Annotated in this window: 21 protein-coding genes; 9 read left to right on the forward strand and 12 right to left on the reverse strand. The window is 49.3% G+C overall.

The window, feature by feature from the left end; genetic code table 11:
* Positions 1–31: 31 nt before the first annotated feature.
* From ACE6F3_RS02285 to tatA, 9 genes are all read right to left on the reverse strand, one after another.
* Positions 32–478, reverse strand: a complete 447-nt coding sequence (locus tag ACE6F3_RS02285; protein ID WP_041343336.1) for an Rrf2 family transcriptional regulator — start codon at positions 476–478, stop codon at positions 32–34.
* Positions 479–674: 196 nt separating this feature from the next.
* Complete coding sequence (locus tag ACE6F3_RS02290) at positions 675–1709, reverse strand: FAD:protein FMN transferase (RefSeq protein WP_041343339.1); 1035 nt, start codon at positions 1707–1709, stop codon at positions 675–677.
* Between the two features lie 81 nt (positions 1710–1790).
* Positions 1791–2984 (reverse strand): 4Fe-4S binding protein, encoded by a 1194-nt coding sequence (locus tag ACE6F3_RS02295; protein ID WP_077975621.1) that lies wholly within the window; start codon positions 2982–2984, stop codon positions 1791–1793.
* Between the two features lie 190 nt (positions 2985–3174).
* On the reverse strand, positions 3175–3297 hold the full coding sequence (locus tag ACE6F3_RS02300; protein WP_010937268.1) for a hypothetical protein: 123 nt from the start codon (positions 3295–3297) through the stop codon (positions 3175–3177).
* Positions 3270–4412: a 4Fe-4S binding protein gene (locus ACE6F3_RS02305; protein ID WP_041343705.1), complete on the reverse strand. Its 1143-nt coding sequence runs from the start codon at positions 4410–4412 to the stop codon at positions 3270–3272. The genes ACE6F3_RS02300 and ACE6F3_RS02305 overlap by 28 nt, the downstream gene beginning before the upstream one ends.
* A 170-nt stretch (positions 4413–4582) precedes the next feature.
* Positions 4583–5368, reverse strand: a complete 786-nt coding sequence (gene tatC / locus ACE6F3_RS02310; protein ID WP_010937270.1) for a twin-arginine translocase subunit TatC — start codon at positions 5366–5368, stop codon at positions 4583–4585.
* A complete protein-coding gene (locus ACE6F3_RS02315) occupies positions 5365–5655 on the reverse strand; it encodes a twin-arginine translocase TatA/TatE family subunit (RefSeq protein ID WP_096477036.1) in 291 nt (96 codons plus the stop codon). The genes tatC and ACE6F3_RS02315 overlap by 4 nt, the downstream gene beginning before the upstream one ends.
* Before the next feature lie 66 nt (positions 5656–5721).
* Positions 5722–5958 carry a twin-arginine translocase TatA/TatE family subunit gene (locus tag ACE6F3_RS02320; RefSeq protein ID WP_096477037.1) on the reverse strand — a complete coding sequence of 79 codons (237 nt, stop codon included), beginning with the start codon at positions 5956–5958 and terminating at the stop codon, positions 5722–5724.
* Positions 5959–6041: 83 nt separating this feature from the next.
* Positions 6042–6239 carry a twin-arginine translocase TatA/TatE family subunit gene (gene tatA, locus ACE6F3_RS02325; protein ID WP_096477038.1) on the reverse strand — a complete coding sequence of 66 codons (198 nt, stop codon included), beginning with the start codon at positions 6237–6239 and terminating at the stop codon, positions 6042–6044.
* A 245-nt stretch (positions 6240–6484) separates the two neighbouring features.
* Here tatA and folP point away from each other — a divergent pair, with 245 nt between their 5' ends.
* The 9 genes from folP to ACE6F3_RS02370 all read left to right on the forward strand — a co-directional run bounded on the left by folP (position 6485) and on the right by ACE6F3_RS02370 (position 14094).
* Complete coding sequence (folP, locus tag ACE6F3_RS02330; RefSeq protein WP_324664903.1) at positions 6485–7333, forward strand: dihydropteroate synthase; 849 nt, start codon at positions 6485–6487, stop codon at positions 7331–7333.
* Positions 7324–7854: a 2-amino-4-hydroxy-6-hydroxymethyldihydropteridine diphosphokinase gene (gene folK / locus ACE6F3_RS02335; protein WP_324664904.1), complete on the forward strand. Its 531-nt coding sequence runs from the start codon at positions 7324–7326 to the stop codon at positions 7852–7854. The genes folP and folK overlap by 10 nt, the downstream gene beginning before the upstream one ends.
* Positions 7854–8225 carry a 6-carboxytetrahydropterin synthase QueD gene (gene queD, locus ACE6F3_RS02340; protein ID WP_077975625.1) on the forward strand — a complete coding sequence of 124 codons (372 nt, stop codon included), beginning with the start codon at positions 7854–7856 and terminating at the stop codon, positions 8223–8225. Before folK ends, queD begins: the two co-directional genes overlap by 1 nt.
* 123 nt (positions 8226–8348) lie before the next feature.
* A complete protein-coding gene (gene recA / locus ACE6F3_RS02345) occupies positions 8349–9362 on the forward strand; it encodes a recombinase RecA (protein WP_010937277.1) in 1014 nt (337 codons plus the stop codon).
* Positions 9363–9448: 86 nt separating this feature from the next.
* The gene (locus ACE6F3_RS02350; RefSeq protein WP_324664907.1) at positions 9449–10093 is read left to right on the forward strand and encodes a RecX family transcriptional regulator; all 645 of its coding nucleotides are present in this window, start codon (positions 9449–9451) and stop codon (positions 10091–10093) included.
* Positions 10094–10164: 71 nt separating this feature from the next.
* Positions 10165–11748 (forward strand): ribonuclease Y, encoded by a 1584-nt coding sequence (gene rny / locus ACE6F3_RS02355; protein WP_010937279.1) that lies wholly within the window; start codon positions 10165–10167, stop codon positions 11746–11748.
* Positions 11749–11759: 11 nt separating this feature from the next.
* Positions 11760–12530, forward strand: coding sequence for a TIGR00282 family metallophosphoesterase (locus ACE6F3_RS02360; protein ID WP_010937280.1), 771 nt, complete (start codon positions 11760–11762; stop codon positions 12528–12530).
* Positions 12531–12532: 2 nt separating this feature from the next.
* On the forward strand, positions 12533–13396 hold the full coding sequence (locus ACE6F3_RS02365; protein ID WP_324664910.1) for a PHP domain-containing protein: 864 nt from the start codon (positions 12533–12535) through the stop codon (positions 13394–13396).
* On the forward strand, positions 13393–14094 hold the full coding sequence (locus ACE6F3_RS02370; RefSeq protein WP_305757358.1) for a glycerol-3-phosphate acyltransferase: 702 nt from the start codon (positions 13393–13395) through the stop codon (positions 14092–14094). The genes ACE6F3_RS02365 and ACE6F3_RS02370 overlap by 4 nt, the downstream gene beginning before the upstream one ends.
* Positions 14095–14145: 51 nt before the next feature.
* Here ACE6F3_RS02370 and ACE6F3_RS02375 read toward each other — a convergent pair whose 3' ends face one another.
* From ACE6F3_RS02375 to ACE6F3_RS02385, 3 genes are read right to left on the reverse strand one after another with little or no spacing between them, the layout of a single operon-like run.
* Positions 14146–14808, reverse strand: coding sequence for an endonuclease III domain-containing protein (locus ACE6F3_RS02375; protein ID WP_324664913.1), 663 nt, complete (start codon positions 14806–14808; stop codon positions 14146–14148).
* The gene (gene tsaA / locus ACE6F3_RS02380) at positions 14790–15233 is read right to left on the reverse strand and encodes a tRNA (N6-threonylcarbamoyladenosine(37)-N6)-methyltransferase TrmO (RefSeq protein ID WP_010937284.1); all 444 of its coding nucleotides are present in this window, start codon (positions 15231–15233) and stop codon (positions 14790–14792) included. Before tsaA ends, ACE6F3_RS02375 begins: the two co-directional genes overlap by 19 nt.
* 54 nt (positions 15234–15287) lie before the next feature.
* Positions 15288–16535: a homocitrate synthase gene (locus ACE6F3_RS02385; RefSeq protein WP_010937285.1), complete on the reverse strand. Its 1248-nt coding sequence runs from the start codon at positions 16533–16535 to the stop codon at positions 15288–15290.
* Between the last annotated feature and the right edge of the window lie 121 nt (positions 16536–16656).

Here is a 16656-nt window from a genome sequence, read left to right on the forward strand (position 1 = left end):
GAAGGGTATGCCCGAAGATTTATTGCAGGGGCTAAACACCCAGCTCCAGAGGAGTTTCAGGTGAACCGCTTTCTTTCCACTGCTGCACTAAATCAGCCAGGCTTATAGAATCCAGAATTTCATCGGTAGCTTTTTTAATCTTCACCCAGACACCGCGGGTGATACAGCCTTCACCGCGCCAGCACACTCTGGGGTCATCTACACACTCCGAAGGGGAGGTAGAACCTTCGGTAGCCTTTACAATATCACTCAGTCTTATTTCTTTGGGGTCTCTGGCCAGTACAAAACCGCCGTTAGCCCCGCGAACGCTTCTGACCAGCCCGGCTATACGCAAAGGGATAAAAAGCTGAGCCAGATACTGTTCAGATATCTTTCGCCGCTGGGCAACATCACGAATCAAAATAGGGCCTTCACCATAATGAACAGCCAGGTCAAACATGGCTTCCATAGAATGCCTGCCGCGGGCTGACAATTTCATTGTATCTGCCTCCAAAAACTAACCATTAATAGTAGTATTGTTATTACTAACAAGCTCAGGAAATACGTCTATGCTATAGGAATGGCAATTTTTTGTCAAGAAAAGGGCATTCGGCAACGCAGATATAAAATAAAAAATGAGGACTGCTTGATTTATGGTCAATAGTCCTCATTTAAAGAGTACCGTTTCAAAAGGGTCAGGTGCTGAGGTGCTCACTTAGGGCACGGTAACCGCTGGTTGTATAACTCTTCAGGTCTTTGCCGATAAGCAAAGCTTCGGCTCCGTCCAAACTCTCCAGCAGTTTAAGGGTCTCGTCTACGCCCATAACCATGGCGGCAGTAGCCAGAGCATCAGCCAGCAGGGTATCACGGGCAATAACCGTAGCACTGCACAGTTCCTGAGGTGAAAAACCGGTGCGGGGGTCAATAATATGGTTATATTTATAATCTGGGGTAAAGGCGTTTTCATAATCACCGGAAGTAGCCAGACAGGCATTGGAAGACTGGATAACATCGTAGTAGCCGGTATAAGCCCTGGGATGGGTAATACCCACCTTCCACGGCTGGCCGTCTTCGCGCATACCCTGAAGGGCCAAATCCCCGCCAGCCTCAACTATTACCTGGCTGACACCCCGCCCCCGCAGATATTCGGTAGCCTTATCCACAATATAGCCTTTGGCAATGCCGTCCAGCGTAAGAGCCATGCCGTTTCTGCCCAAGACTACGTCTTTGCCTTTAATAGACATCTCTTTATAATCAACCAGATATTTTACCTCATCCAGCTGGGCAACAGAGGGGGGCAGCTTGGTTTTGGCAAAGCTGTCCTGGCACAGGTCCAGTGCAGGCAGTACGGTAGGGTCAAATGCCCCGCCGCTAAGTTCGGCACAATACTGGGCACTGGAAAGAACCGAGACAAATTCGCTGGAAGCACCTATGGCCTGACCGCTTTTATTCAAACGGTAAAGCTCAGAGGTAATATCAAAGCGGTTAAATACCGAAGACAAGCGCTCAATTTCAGCAAAGGTATCCTTGACCTTGGCTTCGGCATTGTCCCGGCTACTGTCTACCAGAGTGATGGTTATATAAGTACCCAAAAGAGTTTTGGTTTCGGAATACTGGCATTCAGCCGCAGAGGTTATCAGCTCTTTAACCCCTAAACCTCCGGCAGCTAAAACCCCGGCACCTACAGCCGAAATCCTGATAAAATCTCTTCTGGTAAGTTTATTTTTCACTTTATTATCCTCCCCGGCACCAAACCCCTAAATATAAATGCGGCCGGCGCTGGTAAAAAACTACTGCTATTTTATTTGTACCTATCTGCTGGAAAACTTCCGAACCAGCCCGATAGTGCCTTTGCGTATTTTAAGTATGATATCCATAGTAGCACCCACCGGGCAGAGGTAATGACACCAGAAGTCATGGATAAAGAGAGACACGCCCAGAGTAGCTATAACCAGAAGCCACTGATCCAGCGCCCCCTTCAGACTAAAGATGGTATTCCATGGCTCAAATACTGCCATTGGAGGGGACTGGAAAACCAGAACCAGCACTACTATTACCCAGAGAATAACATACCTGGTGTTACGCATGGCAAGCTGAGTGCGGGTAATGGGACGGGTACGGCCGCCGCCGATAAAATTAAGTCCTTCCTGAATGGCAGAGAACGGGCACATCCAGAAACACCACAGGTTTTTACCGAAAGCAAGGGCCGCCCCTATGATACCGAAAACCATCAGGTACAGGAGCAAGTTGCTTTGCCAGGTGGGGGCAAAACCGGTGGGGAAGACAATGAAGTTAACCAGACTCAGCGGTATGGAAAGCCAGATACCGAAAACTGCTAACCCTATCAGCAGGCTCAGGTAACGCAGGACATGTATTTTGCGTAAAGCAGGCACCATCCGCAGGGCAAATACTGACACAATGCCGGCAATAAAGAAGACTTCGGCCAGCCCGAAATTGACAGGTTCAGGCGGAACAGGATAGGGGTTGCCCAGCTGTTCGGAAAGTATCAGACGTCCTGCGCGCACACCGGTATCAACACCGGTTGAAGAACGGGTAGCCCCGGAAATGGCGTTGATATCTTCATTCAGCTGGAGCGGGTCCTGATAAGAGCGGCCGATAAACTGGGAAAAATAATCATTGGCAGCCAGTCTGCCGTACCAGGCAGGAGTATCATTGGTTTGGGGGACATCCATAGCCAGAATAACGCCTTCGTTGCTCCAGGCAACTACTACCGTCATAGGGCCGGCATAACCTATACCCTGGCCGGAAGTAACATACGCAATCTGGGCGCCATTTGAGTCAAGGGCAGCGAACAGATAGAGGTCATCTGATGCGCGGTCATCCAGTTTTTTAAAGCTGGCAGCTTCCGGAACAACCTTTGAAAGATACTGCTCAACGTCAGGTGAAGCGGAAACCTTGCCTATTACCCCGGCTATAACTACAGAGATAATGGCAAATATTATAAGCGCTTGTTTACCGTGTAGTTTCCAGAAACTGCTCTGCATCTAATGACCGCCTCACTTTCTGAGACACTTTACCAACCGTCTGCGTACCCCAGAAATGATTGTTTATTAAAAACTATTATTAAATAAATAATTCACTGATAATACTACAACTAAATAGCTAGTTTATCACGCATATATTTTATTGGCAAGCTCAAGTATATACCTCAGATTTTCCTTTAAAACAGGCTATTCAGTCTACCAGCCCGGTAGCTTTTACTAGCATAACTATCAGACTGAAAACAGCGCAGAACGCTATCATGACCGCCAGGAAAATATCTATTACCTTTATTTTTTCTTTAACAGGCTTTTCCATTTGTTTCCTATCCACTTACGGGTCTTTACTATTATATCCAGCGAAGCCCCTACAGGGCAAAGATAATTACACCAGAAGTTGTAAAAAATTATGGCACCTATCAAGGTGGCTATCATGAGTATCCACTCCTGAAAGTCCCCTTTGAGGCTGAAAAACAGATTCCAGGGTTCAAAACCGGACACATTGGGCGCTCTGAATATAAACACCAGCATCAAAGCCAGCCAGAGGAGCGCATAGCGCACCCACCTGAAACGTTTCTGGGCATTGGAAGAGGGGGAAATGCCCTCTCCGATGAAATGAAGACCTTCCTGTACCGCAGAGAAAGGACACAGCCAGTAACAGTAGTAGTTTTTGCCAAATAGGATGGCCAAACCCAGTATTCCCCAGACTACAATGTAAAAGATGATAAACTGCTCAAGGCTGGGGGCATAACCTACCAGGAAACTGGCAATATTGTTCAGGCTAAGGGGTACTGAAAGCCAGATACCCACTATAAAAAAGCTGTAGGTAAGTGCCAGATAACGGGCACGTTTGGGATTTTTAAAAGGCTTGAAGGTGCGCACCCAGAACACAAAGGCCAGACCCAAACAGACCATAAATTCGGGTAGACCGAATTTTATACCCGGAAGCGGGTCTTTATAGTCTGACCCCAGTTCCTTCACCACCAGAAGCCTTCCGGCCTTAACAGCCATGGCGACCCCGTTTGAAGAAACGGTAGAACCGGAAACAGCGTCTATGTCTTCATGTATCTGGATAGGGTCTTCGTAGCCGCGGCCTATATACTGGTCAAAAAAATGTCTGGCTTCCAGAACCCGCCACCAGGGAAGGTCTTCGTGCTGAACGGGGACAGATATCTGCTGAATAATGCCGTCAAGGCTCCAGTTAAGGGCAACCAGCAGAGGGCCGCCGTAACCCTGTCCCTGTGAAATAGTAACATAGCTTTGAGGCTGACCCTCGTCATCCAGTATGGCGTAAAGCACACCCTGACTGGTAGCCATTAACTCTGTATACTTAGAATCTTCCGGTACAACCTGAGAAATGTATTCCTTGTAGCCTAAATCCTGATGGGTAAAACCATATATAGCGGCCAACCCCAGACTTAATAAAGCCAGCAGAGTTATTATCTTACTGCGATTTGAGCTAAACCAATTTGAACTTTTCAATCACTTGCCCTTCCGGGGGTATATAAGAGGAGAGGCTTTATTCAAGCCTCTTTAAGATACACTTAGTTTACTCTAATCTATTAGTGAAATTCAAATAGGCCAGAGTATTCACTTTTTTGTGACTAAGATTCGCTGACTTCCCTCTTCTTGCGGTATACCAGTTTTGACAGCCAGATGGATATTTCATAAAGAACAATCAGCGGACCGGCCATGATGGTCTGGTTTACCGGGTCAAAGGTAGGTGTAATAAGCGCGGCAATGACAAAGGCCACGACTATCCAGATTTTGCGCTTGGAAGCCAGCCACTTGGGGGATACCACTCCCAGTCTGGCCAGCACCATAATAACAAAGGGGGTTTCAAATATAAGTCCCAATGCAATGAGTATTCTGGTGACTACATTCATATAGTCCCGGATACCTACCACGGTGAGTACCACATCATCGCCCCAGTGCAGCAGGATATTTAAAGCCGGAGGCAAAGCCACATAATAAGCAAAAGCCAGACCCAGCAGGAACATTCCAGTGACCGCCGGTATGGCCGTAAAAATAAATTTCTTTTCATTGCGGTTTAGAGCCGGGGTAATAAAAGCAATCAGCTGGTAAAGAATGTAAGGGGAAGCCAGAATAAACCCCGCCCAGAGTGATACATTGAAAAAGACCGAGGCATATTCCATGACCCCCAGCTGGGCCGGTTTGAAATCCGGGCCGCCGGGAGCGGTTAAAAAGCCGATAATGGGAGTGGCGAAGAAAAAGGCCACCAGTACACCCACTATCAGGGCAATGATACTCCGGGTAAAACGCTGGCGAAGCTCATTAAAATGCCCGCCGATAGGCATTTTGCCTTTTGCCTTGGCTTCCTCCGGGGGTTCTTCTTCGTCCGTTTCGGGAGTTTCGTTCTTACTGCTCACGCCTTACCCCCGCTTCCAGGTCCGTTCAGAAAATTTTCAAGTGATTTAGATTTGCTGGAAGTACTGGTAGAACCACTGCCGGTCTTCTTTTTACCGGGAGAGGCCAGATTTTCAGCATCAATAGCTCTGGTAAAGTCTCTGGTCATCTCACTGGTTACCTTGCGGAAGGAATTAACGAACTGTCCGATTTGGCGGGCAAACTCAGGTATCTTGCCGGGCCCGAAGATCAGGGTGGCCACAATAAGCACGATAATAATTTCACCGAAGCCGATTCCCAGAAAATCCATAATCTAACGCCTTAATCCAAATTACTAGCGAATTTTACTTTAGAGCCTAGTAAAAGACAAAAGGGCTTAAGACTCTTTTTTAGTCTCAGCTATCTTTTCGTTTATCTTGGCGGAAACCGCATCATCCTCCAGTTTTTTTACAACCTTCGGCTTGGGAGTTTCCTCTTCAAAGTCATTCTTCTTGCGGATATTGTGCAGGGCTTTACCCAGTGATTCGCCGATTTCGGGAATTCGGCTGGCACCAAAAACCACCACAATCAGAAGTACAATAATGAGTATCTCTATTGGGCCAATCTTAGGCATAGCCTACCTCCTATTTAAAACCTTTCACAGGTTTTCAAAACAAATCCCTTCTATACATATAAAAGGGGTTAATTCAGTTTTATTTATTCTGATTTTTCAATGGTCTTGGTTTCTTCCTTGGTCTCAACTTCCTCTTTTTCTTCTTCACCGGAGGAAGCCTTCCTGAAGTTTCTGATGCCCTTGCCGATAGCATCTCCGACCTGAGGAAGTTTGCCTATACCGAACACCACTACAACCAAAATAACTATGATAAGTATTTCCATAGGACCAATCTTAGGCATGTGTGACCTCCTAAATTAAACCTGAAATGGACTTAGACTGAGGCTTAATTGCGATATATCAAATACTCACAACCAACGTTTTATGATACTCGCTAAAATTTGGCTTGTCAAACTACATAAAAAATTAGTTAAGGCTCAAAATACTTTGATTAAGCCCTTTTAAGCTTGAAAATGACGGCTGGGCGGCAGTATTTGCTTGCTCCTTTTATCATTTGCTGAGATAATCATCACAGAGGGGAAAGTTAATGGATTTACCCGCAAAAAAACCTGAAGAAAGCCTCTTTGGCTCAAAACAATTCGGCTGGGGAGAACGTACCTACATAATGGGTATAGTCAATGTCACCGCTGACTCCTTTTCAGGTGACGGACTGGGGGCTGACCCCGAAGCCGCTCTGGAACAGGCCCGCCGTTTCGCTCTGGAAGGGGCAGATATACTGGATATAGGCGGTGAAAGCACCCGCCCGGGCAGCCAGCCGGTAAACACCCGGGAAGAACTGGACAGGGTCATACCGGCGGTCAGGCTTATTTCCCGAAATCTGGATATACCCGTAAGCGTAGATACCTACCGGCGAGAAGTGGCGGAAGAAGCCCTGAAAGCCGGCGCCTGCATAATAAATGATGTCTGGGGATTAAAAAAAGACCCTTCCCTTTTTGAGCTGGCAGCCAAAAGGCCTGCCGGCTGGGTGATAACCTCCAACCAGCGGGAAAACCCGGCGGAAGATATAATGGCGGCAGTCACCAGCGAACTAAGGGAAACTGCCCTGAGGCTGCTTGGCTTGGGTGTACCCGCCCGAAATATTATTATTGACCCCGGAGTGGGGTTCGGCAAAACCCTGGAGCAAAATCTGGAAATTGTCCGCCGTTTGTCAGAACTGAAAGCCCTAAATCTGCCTATACTGCTGGGCACTTCCCGCAAATCCCTTATCGGGCAGGTGCTGGACACCCCGCCGGGCGAAAGGCTGGAAGGAACAGCCGCCACGGTTGCCCTGGGGATAGGGGGCGGGGCGGATATTGTAAGGGTGCATGATGTAGCCTATATGAAACGGGTCTGCCGGATGAGTGATGCTGTTGTAAGGGGTAAAATATGGAAATAATCTACCTGGGGCTGGGGTCAAACACGGGTGAGCGTGAGCAGAACCTGAAAGATGCCCAGAGCCGCCTTTCAGAGAAAATCAGTATTAGCGGCCTTTCTACAATTTATGAAACCAAGCCGCTTAACTGCCCTTCCCAACCCGACTTTTTAAATATGGTGCTGGAAGCCCGCACCGGGCTTTCACCCCAAGACCTGCTTGCGTTTACCCAAAAGGTAGAGCAGGATATGGGACGAAGCCCAAGCAGCCATAACCAGCCCCGCATAATAGATATTGATATCCTGCTGTACGGACAGAAGCGCTTGAATACACCCGCCCTGACTATACCTCACCCCGGCCTGACTGAAAGGGCTTTTGTAATGCTGCCCCTTGTGGAACTGGCAGCTGATTTTATCTATCCGGGCAGCCGCTTAAGTTTGTCAGAGCTGCTTGAAGAACTGCCACCCGGCCAGTCTATCCGACCGTTTTCCCGCCTGCCGCAAAGCGGCGAAGATACAGCGGAAGATGACGAGGAGGACGAGTAATGTACTACCTGAGTGTAAAAAAACATTTTGAAGCCGCCCATTTCCTGCGGGGATATAAAGGCAAGTGCGAAAACCTGCACGGACACCGCTATGAAGTAGCCCTGAAGGTAAGGGCAAATGAACTGGACGAATGCGGCATGGGGGCTGATTTCAAAGTGCTGAAAACCCGCCTGGGTGAGGTTTTACAAAGCTACGACCATACCTGCCTGAATGACTTGACACCCTTTGACAACCAAAACCCCTCCGCCGAAAACATATCCAAAGACATATATGACAAGCTGAAACCGGTTATCAGCCGGATGGGGGTGGAGCTGTGGGGGGTGGAGGTCTGGGAATCACCGGACAGCTCTGTGCTCTACCAGCCTGACTAACCCCACCCTTGACTAAAGGTCTGGACAAGACCGTTTTCACGCACGCCAAAGGGCTGAAAAGTCAAGGGCTTATTGTAGAATAAGTTACTATATGCTATCATTTTGACTAGAAAACGAGGCGAAATGACCACGGAAAAAGATAAGGCACTGGAACTCACTGTCGGCATAATAGAAAAGCGTTTTGGCAAGGGTTCAATAATGAAACTAAGTGACCCTACCTTCAGGCAGACAGTTGAGTTCATTCCTACAAGTTCACTGGCACTTGATATTGCTTTGGGCGTTGGTGGGATTCCCAGAGGCCGGATATCTGAAATATTCGGTCCGGAAGGCTCCGGCAAGACGACTCTGGCCCAACATATTATTGCCCAGGCCCAAAAAATGGGTGAAAAAGCCGCCTACATAGACGTGGAGCATGCCCTTGATCCCAAATACGCTTCAACCTGCGGGGTTAATCTGGATGAGCTTTTAATATCTCAGCCGGATACCGGTGAAGAAGCGCTTGGTATTGCCGAAGAGCTGGTGAGAAGCACCGCCATTGGTGTCATAGTGATTGACAGCGTAGCGGCGCTGGTACCCAAAGCCGAAATAGAAGGCGACATGGGTGACTCACATGTAGGTCTGCAGGCCAGGCTTATGTCCCAGGCACTGCGTAAACTGACTGCTTCCATCGGGCAAACCAGAACGGCCGTAATCTTTATTAACCAGTTGAGAGAAAAAGTGGGTGTTATGTTCGGCAATCCCGAAGTCACCCCCGGCGGCCGGGCGCTTAAGTTCTACAGTTCGGTGCGTATAGATCTAAGGCGCATAGAAACCATCAAGCAAGGTACCGTAGCAATTGGTACACGGGTACGGGCCAAAGTGGTAAAGAATAAGGTTGCTCCCCCTTTCAGGACAGCCGAATTTGATATCATGTTTGACTCAGGTATCAGCCGTGAGGGCAACCTTATTGATTTAGGCGTAACCAGTGAAGTTATAAGGAAAGCAGGGGCTTTCTTTTCCTATGGGGACATTCGCCTGGGGCAAGGCAGAGAGAGCGCCAAAAACTATCTGGCGGCAAATCCAGATCTGGCGCAGGAAATTGAAGAAAAAATACGTGCCTCAGCGGTCACCCTTTGCAGTATTGGTGATGGCGATTAATCCCTGGCTTTAAGTAAAAAGACATCTTTTTATATTGGGGCTGAGGCAGACTGTGTCTCGGCTTTGTCTTTTTTTTGGGGGATTAAATGCCAAGTATAACGGCAATAAGAAAAACCCGAGGTGCTAACCAGAGGTGCAAGATATCTCTGGACAACAAGGATTTCTTCAACCTGTCTTATAGCGTATGTGAGAGGGAAGGCCTGAAAATAGGCCAGGAATTGAGCCCCAGCCAGATTGAAACCTTAAAGCTCATTGATGACTGCCAAAGCTGTTACGAAGCCGCTTTGGGGTATCTGTCCTATCGCCCCCGCAGCCAGTCTGAGCTGGCCCAGAAACTGGTTAAGCGGGGATTTTGCAGCCGGGATATTGACTCTATACTGGCCAAGCTGAAGGAGCAGGGGCTGGTAGATGACCAGGCTTTTGCCCAGTTCTGGCATGAAAACCGCCAGTCATTCCGTCCCCGCAGCCGCAGCCTGACTTCACAGGAACTCAAAAAAAAGGGTATATCTAATGAGATAATTGAAAACGTGGTAAACACTGTTGATGACGTGGACAGTGCTTACCGGGCAGCCCTGACCAAGGCAAAAAACCTGCCCAAAGATAATTACCACCTGTTCCGCCAGCGCCTCAGCCAGTATTTGCTGCGCCGCGGATTCGGCTACGAGGTAATTAACCGTACCGTTTCCCGCCTGTGGGATGAATGCGAAAACGGTAACACAGACGAATTGTAAGTCTTACATAGTTACGGCTCTCTGATACCCCCGTTGAAGAGAGCTTCTAAAAGAAAGGGGTTTATATATATATGTTGGAATTCTTTATGGAGACAGCGCCGACAACAACTACCGGCCTGCCTTTATCTGCCATTCTGGCCATCTTTTTCAGTTTTATTATAGGTATTGTCTTCGGCGGTATGGCCCTGTTTGTATTCAGGGGCTTTATTATGAACCGCCAGCTCCGCATCGCCCAGCGCAAAGCAACCAAAATGCTGGCGGACTCCAAAGTGGAAGCTAAAGATGTGCTGGTGGAAGCCAAGCGCGAAGCTGACAAGGCCCGCAATTCCGCCGAAGCTGAACTTAAAGAACGCCGTTCTGAACTGGCCAAGCAGGAAAACAGGGTTATGCAGAAGACCGAAGCCCTGGACCGCAAGCTTGAAAACCTGGAACAGCGGGAACAGTCCTTAACCAACCGGGAAAAAAGTATTGATGAGACACAGTCCCAGATTGAAGAAATACGGACAGCCGAACTGAAGCGTCTGGAAGAAGTGGCTAGCATGACCACTGAACAGGCCAAGTCAAGTTTGCTTGAGATGCTGGAAGGCGAAATGCAGCAGGAAACCTCCCGCCGATTGCGTGAGTGGGAGATAAAAATCAAGGCTGAAGCGGATGAAAAAGCCCGGGAGATTGTTTCCCAGGCTATCCAGCGCTGTGCCTCTGACGTAGTTACCGAAACCACTACCAATGTCGTACCCCTGCCCAGCGATGAAATGAAGGGCAGGCTGATTGGCCGCGAAGGCCGCAATATACGGGCGCTGGAACAGGCAACCGGAGTAGACCTTATTATAGATGACACCCCAGAGGCAGTTACTATCTCCAGTTTTGACCCGGTACGGCGGGAAATTGCCAGACAGGCACTTTCCAAACTTATTATTGACGGGCGTATCCACCCGGCCCGCATAGAAGAAGTGGTAGCCAAAGCCAAAGAGGAAGTGGAAGCCGCCATGATAGCTTCCGGCGAACAGGCCGCCTATCAGGCAGGCGTTCACGGACTGCGGCCTGAAATCATAAAGGTAATGGGGCGGCTGAAATACCGCACCAGTTACGGCCAGAACGTGCTTCAGCACAGTATAGAGGTAGCCCAGATGTCCGGCATGATAGGCAGCGAGCTGGGGGTAAATGTTACCCTTGCCAGACGGGCCGGCTTCCTGCATGACATAGGCAAAGCGGTTGACCGTGACGTGGAAGGCACCCATACCCAGATAGGCGCAGACATGGTCAAGCAGTGGGAAAAATCACCCGAAGTTATCAAGGGTGTGGCTGAACACCACTTTGACACCCCCACCGTTTCCATCTGGGGTTTTATCGTATCTGCCGCAGATGCCATTTCTTCGGCCAGACCCGGTGCCCGCCGCGAATCACTGGAAAACTACATCAAACGCCTCAAGGCTCTTGAAGAGATTGCCGACAGTTTCAAAGGGGTTGAAAAATCCTTTGCCATACAGGCAGGGCGTGAAGTGCGCATCATGGTCAAACCTGAGGAGATTGATGACCTAGGTGCTATGCGGCTGGCCAGAGATATAGTCAAGAAGATTGAAGACGGGCTGGAGTACCCCGGACAGATTAAGGTTACTGTTATCCGGGAAACCCGGTCTGTAGACTTTGCCAAGTAGGGCAGGTAGTAATGAAGATACTGGTAATCGGTGATGTCATCGGCAAGCCGGGGCGGGATGCCCTGCGGGATATCTTGCCGGGGCTGAAACAGGAATACAAGATAGATTTTACCATTGTAAACGGAGAAAATACGGCCGGGGGGATTGGCATAACCCCGGCCACTGCCCAGGACCTGATTTCGGCCGGGGCAGACGTAATCACCACCGGCAACCACGTCTGGAAACACCGTGACATAGCCACGGTAATGGACGAGGAGAGCCTGCCGGTTATCCGCCCCTTAAACTACCCTCCGGGCGTACCCGGACAGGGTTATGTCCTTAAAGACAAGGTTTTAGTGGTAAACCTGATGGGGCGTACCTTTATGTACGATATAGACTGCCCCTTCCGCAGTATTGATGCCCTGCTGTGCAAACTGAATTTCAAACCGGCTGCCATTATTGTGGATTTCCATGCCGAAGCCACCTCTGAAAAAATGGCGCTGGGTTTCTATCTGGACGGGAGGGTAAGTGCTGTACTTGGCACCCATACCCACGTAGCCACCTGTGATACCCGTTTGCTGCCCAAAAACACCGCCTATGTCAGTGATATAGGCATGGTAGGGCCTATTGATTCCATAATAGGGGATGAACCGGATGCGGTTATCCAGCGTTTCCTGACCGGCATACCCGGCCGCCTGAGTGTAGCCCAGGGCAGGGTCATGCTGAATGCCGTGGTAGTCACCGTAAATACCAAAACCGGACTGGCCACAGGTATAGAACGCATTTACAGGGAGATAAGCTAAAAATGTCTTCCAAAGTAGATTTGCATATCCACACCACCGTTTCAGACGGTGTCCACTCACCAGAGAATATTGTTGCCAAAGCCGCCAAAGCCCACATGGAGTATATTGCCATATGTGACCATGACAACCTGGGCGGGGTTGGCATTGCCATAGAAGCCACCCGGAAATACCCCAAACTTAGGGTCATACCCGGCGTAGAGATAAGCACCGACTACAGCGGCGGGGATGTCCATATTCTGGGGTATTTTGTAGATTACCAAGACCCGGTTTTGAATGATACCCTGACTGAAATGCGCCGCTCCAGAGTGGAACGCGCCCGTGATATGGTCATAAAGCTTAACGGGCTGGGTATGGAAATAAGCTGGCAGAGGGTTTCGGAAATTGCCGGTGAAGGTACAGTGGGACGGCCGCATATTGCCACCGCCATGCTTGAAAAAGGCTATATCCAGAACATGGGCGAGGCTTTTGACAAGTACATAGGGCGGGGAGGGCCTGCCTATGTGGAGCGGATAAAAATGAACCCCGAAGAAGCGGTCCGGCTGGTACTTTCCTGCAGGGGCATACCGGTCATGGCTCACCCCCTGACCATAATGGACCATGAGCCTATGGTGGAACGGCTGGTTCAGGCCGGGCTGATGGGCCTTGAATGCCACTACGGGGGGTTTAACCCCCAGCAAATAGACGGGCTGGTAAAGCTGGCTGGCAAACACCACCTGCTCACTACCGGCGGCAGCGATTACCACGGTCTGGACGAACTTACCGAAACACCCATCGGCGGGGCGGAAGTACCCTTGCAGGATGCAAAAAAGCTGATTGCCAAAGCCCGCCAAATAAAGGCCAAAGGGCTGGCGGAGGATATGGAATGAGCCTGGTATTTATAATCATGGCCATAGCCGGTTATCTGGTAGGGGCTATCCCCATGGCCTACCTGCTTTCCCGCTGGCGCAGGGGTATAGATATACGCCGTTACGGCAGCGGCAATGTGGGGGCTTCCAATGTTGTTAAAACCGCCGGCAAGAGGCTGGGGCTGGCTGTTTTTATTTTTGATGTTTCAAAAGGGGCTGTGATGATACTCCTGTCCGGCGCTTTGGGACTGGCGCTCTGGCAGCAAATAGTAGTCGGTTTGTTTACTATTGCCGGGCATAACTGGCCGGTCTTTCTCCGCTTTAACGGGGGGAGGGGTATTGCCACCTCACTGGGAGTGGCTCTGGTAATGGCACCCGTTCCGGCTTTGATAGCTTTGGGAATAGCCATCGCCTTCGGTCTCTTCAAAAAAATGGCTCCGGGGGTGTTTCTGGGGGTGGCAGCACTGCCGTTTATGTCAGGCTATTTTCACGGGTTTTTTGGCATCCGGGAATACCAGACTATTAGCTGGGGCTTTATAGGAATTTTCCTAATCATGGTTACCCGCCGTCTGATGGCACCTGACAATGAATATGCCCATACCGTTTCCAAAGCCGAGCTGATATTTAACCGCATGTTTCTTGACCGGGATATAAGAAGCCGCTCCGTCTGGATAAACCGGAATTCTGCCCCCGCTGAGGAAAGCCCGGATATTTTATAATCCTGTTTTTGCCTAATCAAAGAATATTTCCGCAGGCAACTGCCCGGACTATCAGTTAAAGCCGCAGATAGTTTTCAGCACACACCCCTGACACACAGGCTTGACCCTGCAATGCTCTTTGGCATGCCTGACTATGAGGGCATGGTATTCGTTAAAAACCGCGGCATCAGCCGCCAGATTTGCCGTAAAAAGCCTTTGAAGACGGTCATAACCCGCATCCCTCTCCGCCAGACCCAAACGGCTGAAAATTCTGCGGGTATAAGCATCTATAACAAAAACGGGTTTTCCGCAGGCGTATAAAAGTATGGAATCTGCCGTTTCCTCACCTATGCCCCATACCCCCAGAAGTTCCTGGCGGAGTGCGTCAGTCTCCGCCGGCAGCAGTTTATCAGCCTGTCCGTTATAACCAGCCACAAGCCAGGCGGCTAAAGCCTTTAGTTTACGGGTTTTGACATTGAAGTAGCCTGAGGGACGGATAGCTTCGGCCAGAGCATCATCATCAGCCTTCATTATAGCTTCCGGTGAGAGCAGACCAGCCTCTTTTAATCTTGAAATGGCTTTTTCTACATTTGTCCAGGCGGCACTCTGGGTAAGCACCGCACCTGTCATCATCTCAAAGCGGCTTTCAGCCGGCCACCAGTGCTGAGGGCCGTATTTATCTAAAAGACACTGGTATATGTAACTGAGTTTTTGACTTAAATTTTGCTGAGCCAAGGTGCTGTTATCGCCTCTTTATCAGAGTCATAATCTATTATAAAAGGCTTGATATCCAGTACCGGCGTACCGTTTATGGCATCCAGCCCTTTGACTTTAAGCACATTGCCTTTATGCTCAAGCAGCCTGACCAGCGTCTTAGCTATAGGATTAGGGCGGAAGGGAGAGCGGCTGGCAAAAACCCCTATTTTACCGAACTCTTTTTGACCTCTGGGATAGACCAGGAGCGCCAGGCCTTCGGACTGGGACTGATGGAAAGACCAGATAATATTCAGGTGAGAAAACTCTTCTATACGCTCAAGTCCCTCAGCCAGTTCCGGATTTATATGTATTTCAGAAACCACATCTGCCCATTTAAAATTATGGTCAGGTTTGGCGGCAATATCATTTACCACAGTGCCGATGGATTTCATTTGTATATTCATCTTACCCTCCAAATAAAAAAGGGGATTTAAATCCCCTTTTTAAAGTCCGGCTTTTTAGTCATTCATAAGCGGTGTCAGAGTAAGCAGGCGGCGGCTTATCTCCGGATATTTGGCAATAAAGATAAGCTCGTCTTCCACCAGAGGTTTATGGGCCTCTACATTGGCATAACGTACCAGTTCCAGTATTTTGTTGGCTTCATCTTTATCTTCAGGCAGTTCCACCGACATATTGCCCATAACGTGGCGGAAGCCTGAAATGCCGCTGTACTGGCCGGCACAGATTTCACGCCCGGTTTCAACCATCAGGGCTTCACCCCGCCCCAGTTCCTCATAGCCGTAAAGCTCGTAGTTCTGGGAGTCTTTGATAACGCCGTCTGCGTGTATGCCGGAGGCATGGGCAAAACAGTTGCGTCCCACACCCGGCTGGTTAATGGGTATTTCCACATCAAACGCATATGAGGCAAAGCGAGCTATCTTCCAGGCCTTGGAAAGGTCTATCTCATGGCCCAGCTGATATTTTTCACCAAAACCCTTGGATTTAAGAACAGCCAGCAGGAAAGCTACCAGGTCGGCATTGCCCGCCCGTTCGCCAATGCCGTTTATGGTGGTATTCACATACACGTCCTGACCGCCGTCAACCACGCCCTTAGCACCGGCCAGAGAGTTGCCGATAGCCATACCTAAATCACCGTGGCAGTGAATCTCTATAGGCATTCCCACTTTTTCTGACAGAGTACGGGCAGTTTCATATATGGTAAAAGGGTTGTCATAACCCAGAGTGTCACAATAACGCAGGCGGGTAGCACCTGCTTCTTTGGCAGCCTTGCCGAACTCAAGCAAGTTTACAATTGAGGTGCGGGAGGCATCTTCGGCATTTACCCCCACTGTCTCAGCCCCTTTGGCATAAGCAGCATTGACAGCCACAGTCATATCATCAATTATATCGGTAAAGACCTTGCGCCCCTGAAACTTGCCGTTTATCATCTGTTCCGAAGTGGATATGGACAAATTGAGGTGTCTCAGGCCGGGTGCCCGGCGGAAAGCCAGGTCTACATCAGCCACAAGAGCCCGTATCCAGCCTTCCAGACGCAGATTCTTGATAACGCCCATTTTGGCCAGCTCAAGGTTAGCTTCAATATAACCGCGCTCATGTTTAGTGGTGGGAAAGCCGAACTCAGACTGAAAAACACCCATTTCGTCCAGATACATATTTATCAGGGTCTTTTCCAGCTTAGAAAGGCCGAGACGCGCTGTTTGGACACCGTCTCTGTTGGTTACATCAACTATGAAAATTTTTCCCACGTGATTATACCCCCTGTAATAGATGCGCTAAATATAATATTTTATCATAGCCTGCTTTAGCTCACAAACCCTTGCGGTTTCTTTCTCTGTTTTAACATCCAAAAACCCTTTGACTTGGGGG

The sequence above is a fragment of the Dehalococcoides sp. THU4 genome, from assembly GCF_043231265.1.
GTDB lineage: Bacteria > Chloroflexota > Dehalococcoidia > Dehalococcoidales > Dehalococcoidaceae > Dehalococcoides > Dehalococcoides mccartyi.

Coding starts and splice junctions, on each gene's coding strand:
- ACE6F3_RS02285 (WP_041343336.1), bottom strand. CDS start 478: ATGAAATTGTCAGCCCGCGGCAGGCATTCTATGGAAGCCATGTTTGAC.
- ACE6F3_RS02295 (WP_077975621.1), bottom strand. CDS start 2,984: ATGCAGAGCAGTTTCTGGAAACTACACGGTAAACAAGCGCTTATAATA.
- ACE6F3_RS02300 (WP_010937268.1), bottom strand. CDS start 3,297: ATGGAAAAGCCTGTTAAAGAAAAAATAAAGGTAATAGATATTTTCCTG.
- ACE6F3_RS02315 (WP_096477036.1), bottom strand. CDS start 5,655: ATGGATTTTCTGGGAATCGGCTTCGGTGAAATTATTATCGTGCTTATT.
- ACE6F3_RS02320 (WP_096477037.1), bottom strand. CDS start 5,958: ATGCCTAAGATTGGCCCAATAGAGATACTCATTATTGTACTTCTGATT.
- tatA (WP_096477038.1), bottom strand. CDS start 6,239: ATGCCTAAGATTGGTCCTATGGAAATACTTATCATAGTTATTTTGGTT.
- folP (WP_324664903.1), top strand. CDS start 6,485: ATGGATTTACCCGCAAAAAAACCTGAAGAAAGCCTCTTTGGCTCAAAA.
- folK (WP_324664904.1), top strand. CDS start 7,324: ATGGAAATAATCTACCTGGGGCTGGGGTCAAACACGGGTGAGCGTGAG.
- queD (WP_077975625.1), top strand. CDS start 7,854: ATGTACTACCTGAGTGTAAAAAAACATTTTGAAGCCGCCCATTTCCTG.
- recA (WP_010937277.1), top strand. CDS start 8,349: ATGACCACGGAAAAAGATAAGGCACTGGAACTCACTGTCGGCATAATA.
- ACE6F3_RS02350 (WP_324664907.1), top strand. CDS start 9,449: ATGCCAAGTATAACGGCAATAAGAAAAACCCGAGGTGCTAACCAGAGG.
- rny (WP_010937279.1), top strand. CDS start 10,165: ATGTTGGAATTCTTTATGGAGACAGCGCCGACAACAACTACCGGCCTG.
- ACE6F3_RS02360 (WP_010937280.1), top strand. CDS start 11,760: ATGAAGATACTGGTAATCGGTGATGTCATCGGCAAGCCGGGGCGGGAT.
- ACE6F3_RS02365 (WP_324664910.1), top strand. CDS start 12,533: ATGTCTTCCAAAGTAGATTTGCATATCCACACCACCGTTTCAGACGGT.
- ACE6F3_RS02370 (WP_305757358.1), top strand. CDS start 13,393: ATGAGCCTGGTATTTATAATCATGGCCATAGCCGGTTATCTGGTAGGG.
- tsaA (WP_010937284.1), bottom strand. CDS start 15,233: ATGAATATACAAATGAAATCCATCGGCACTGTGGTAAATGATATTGCC.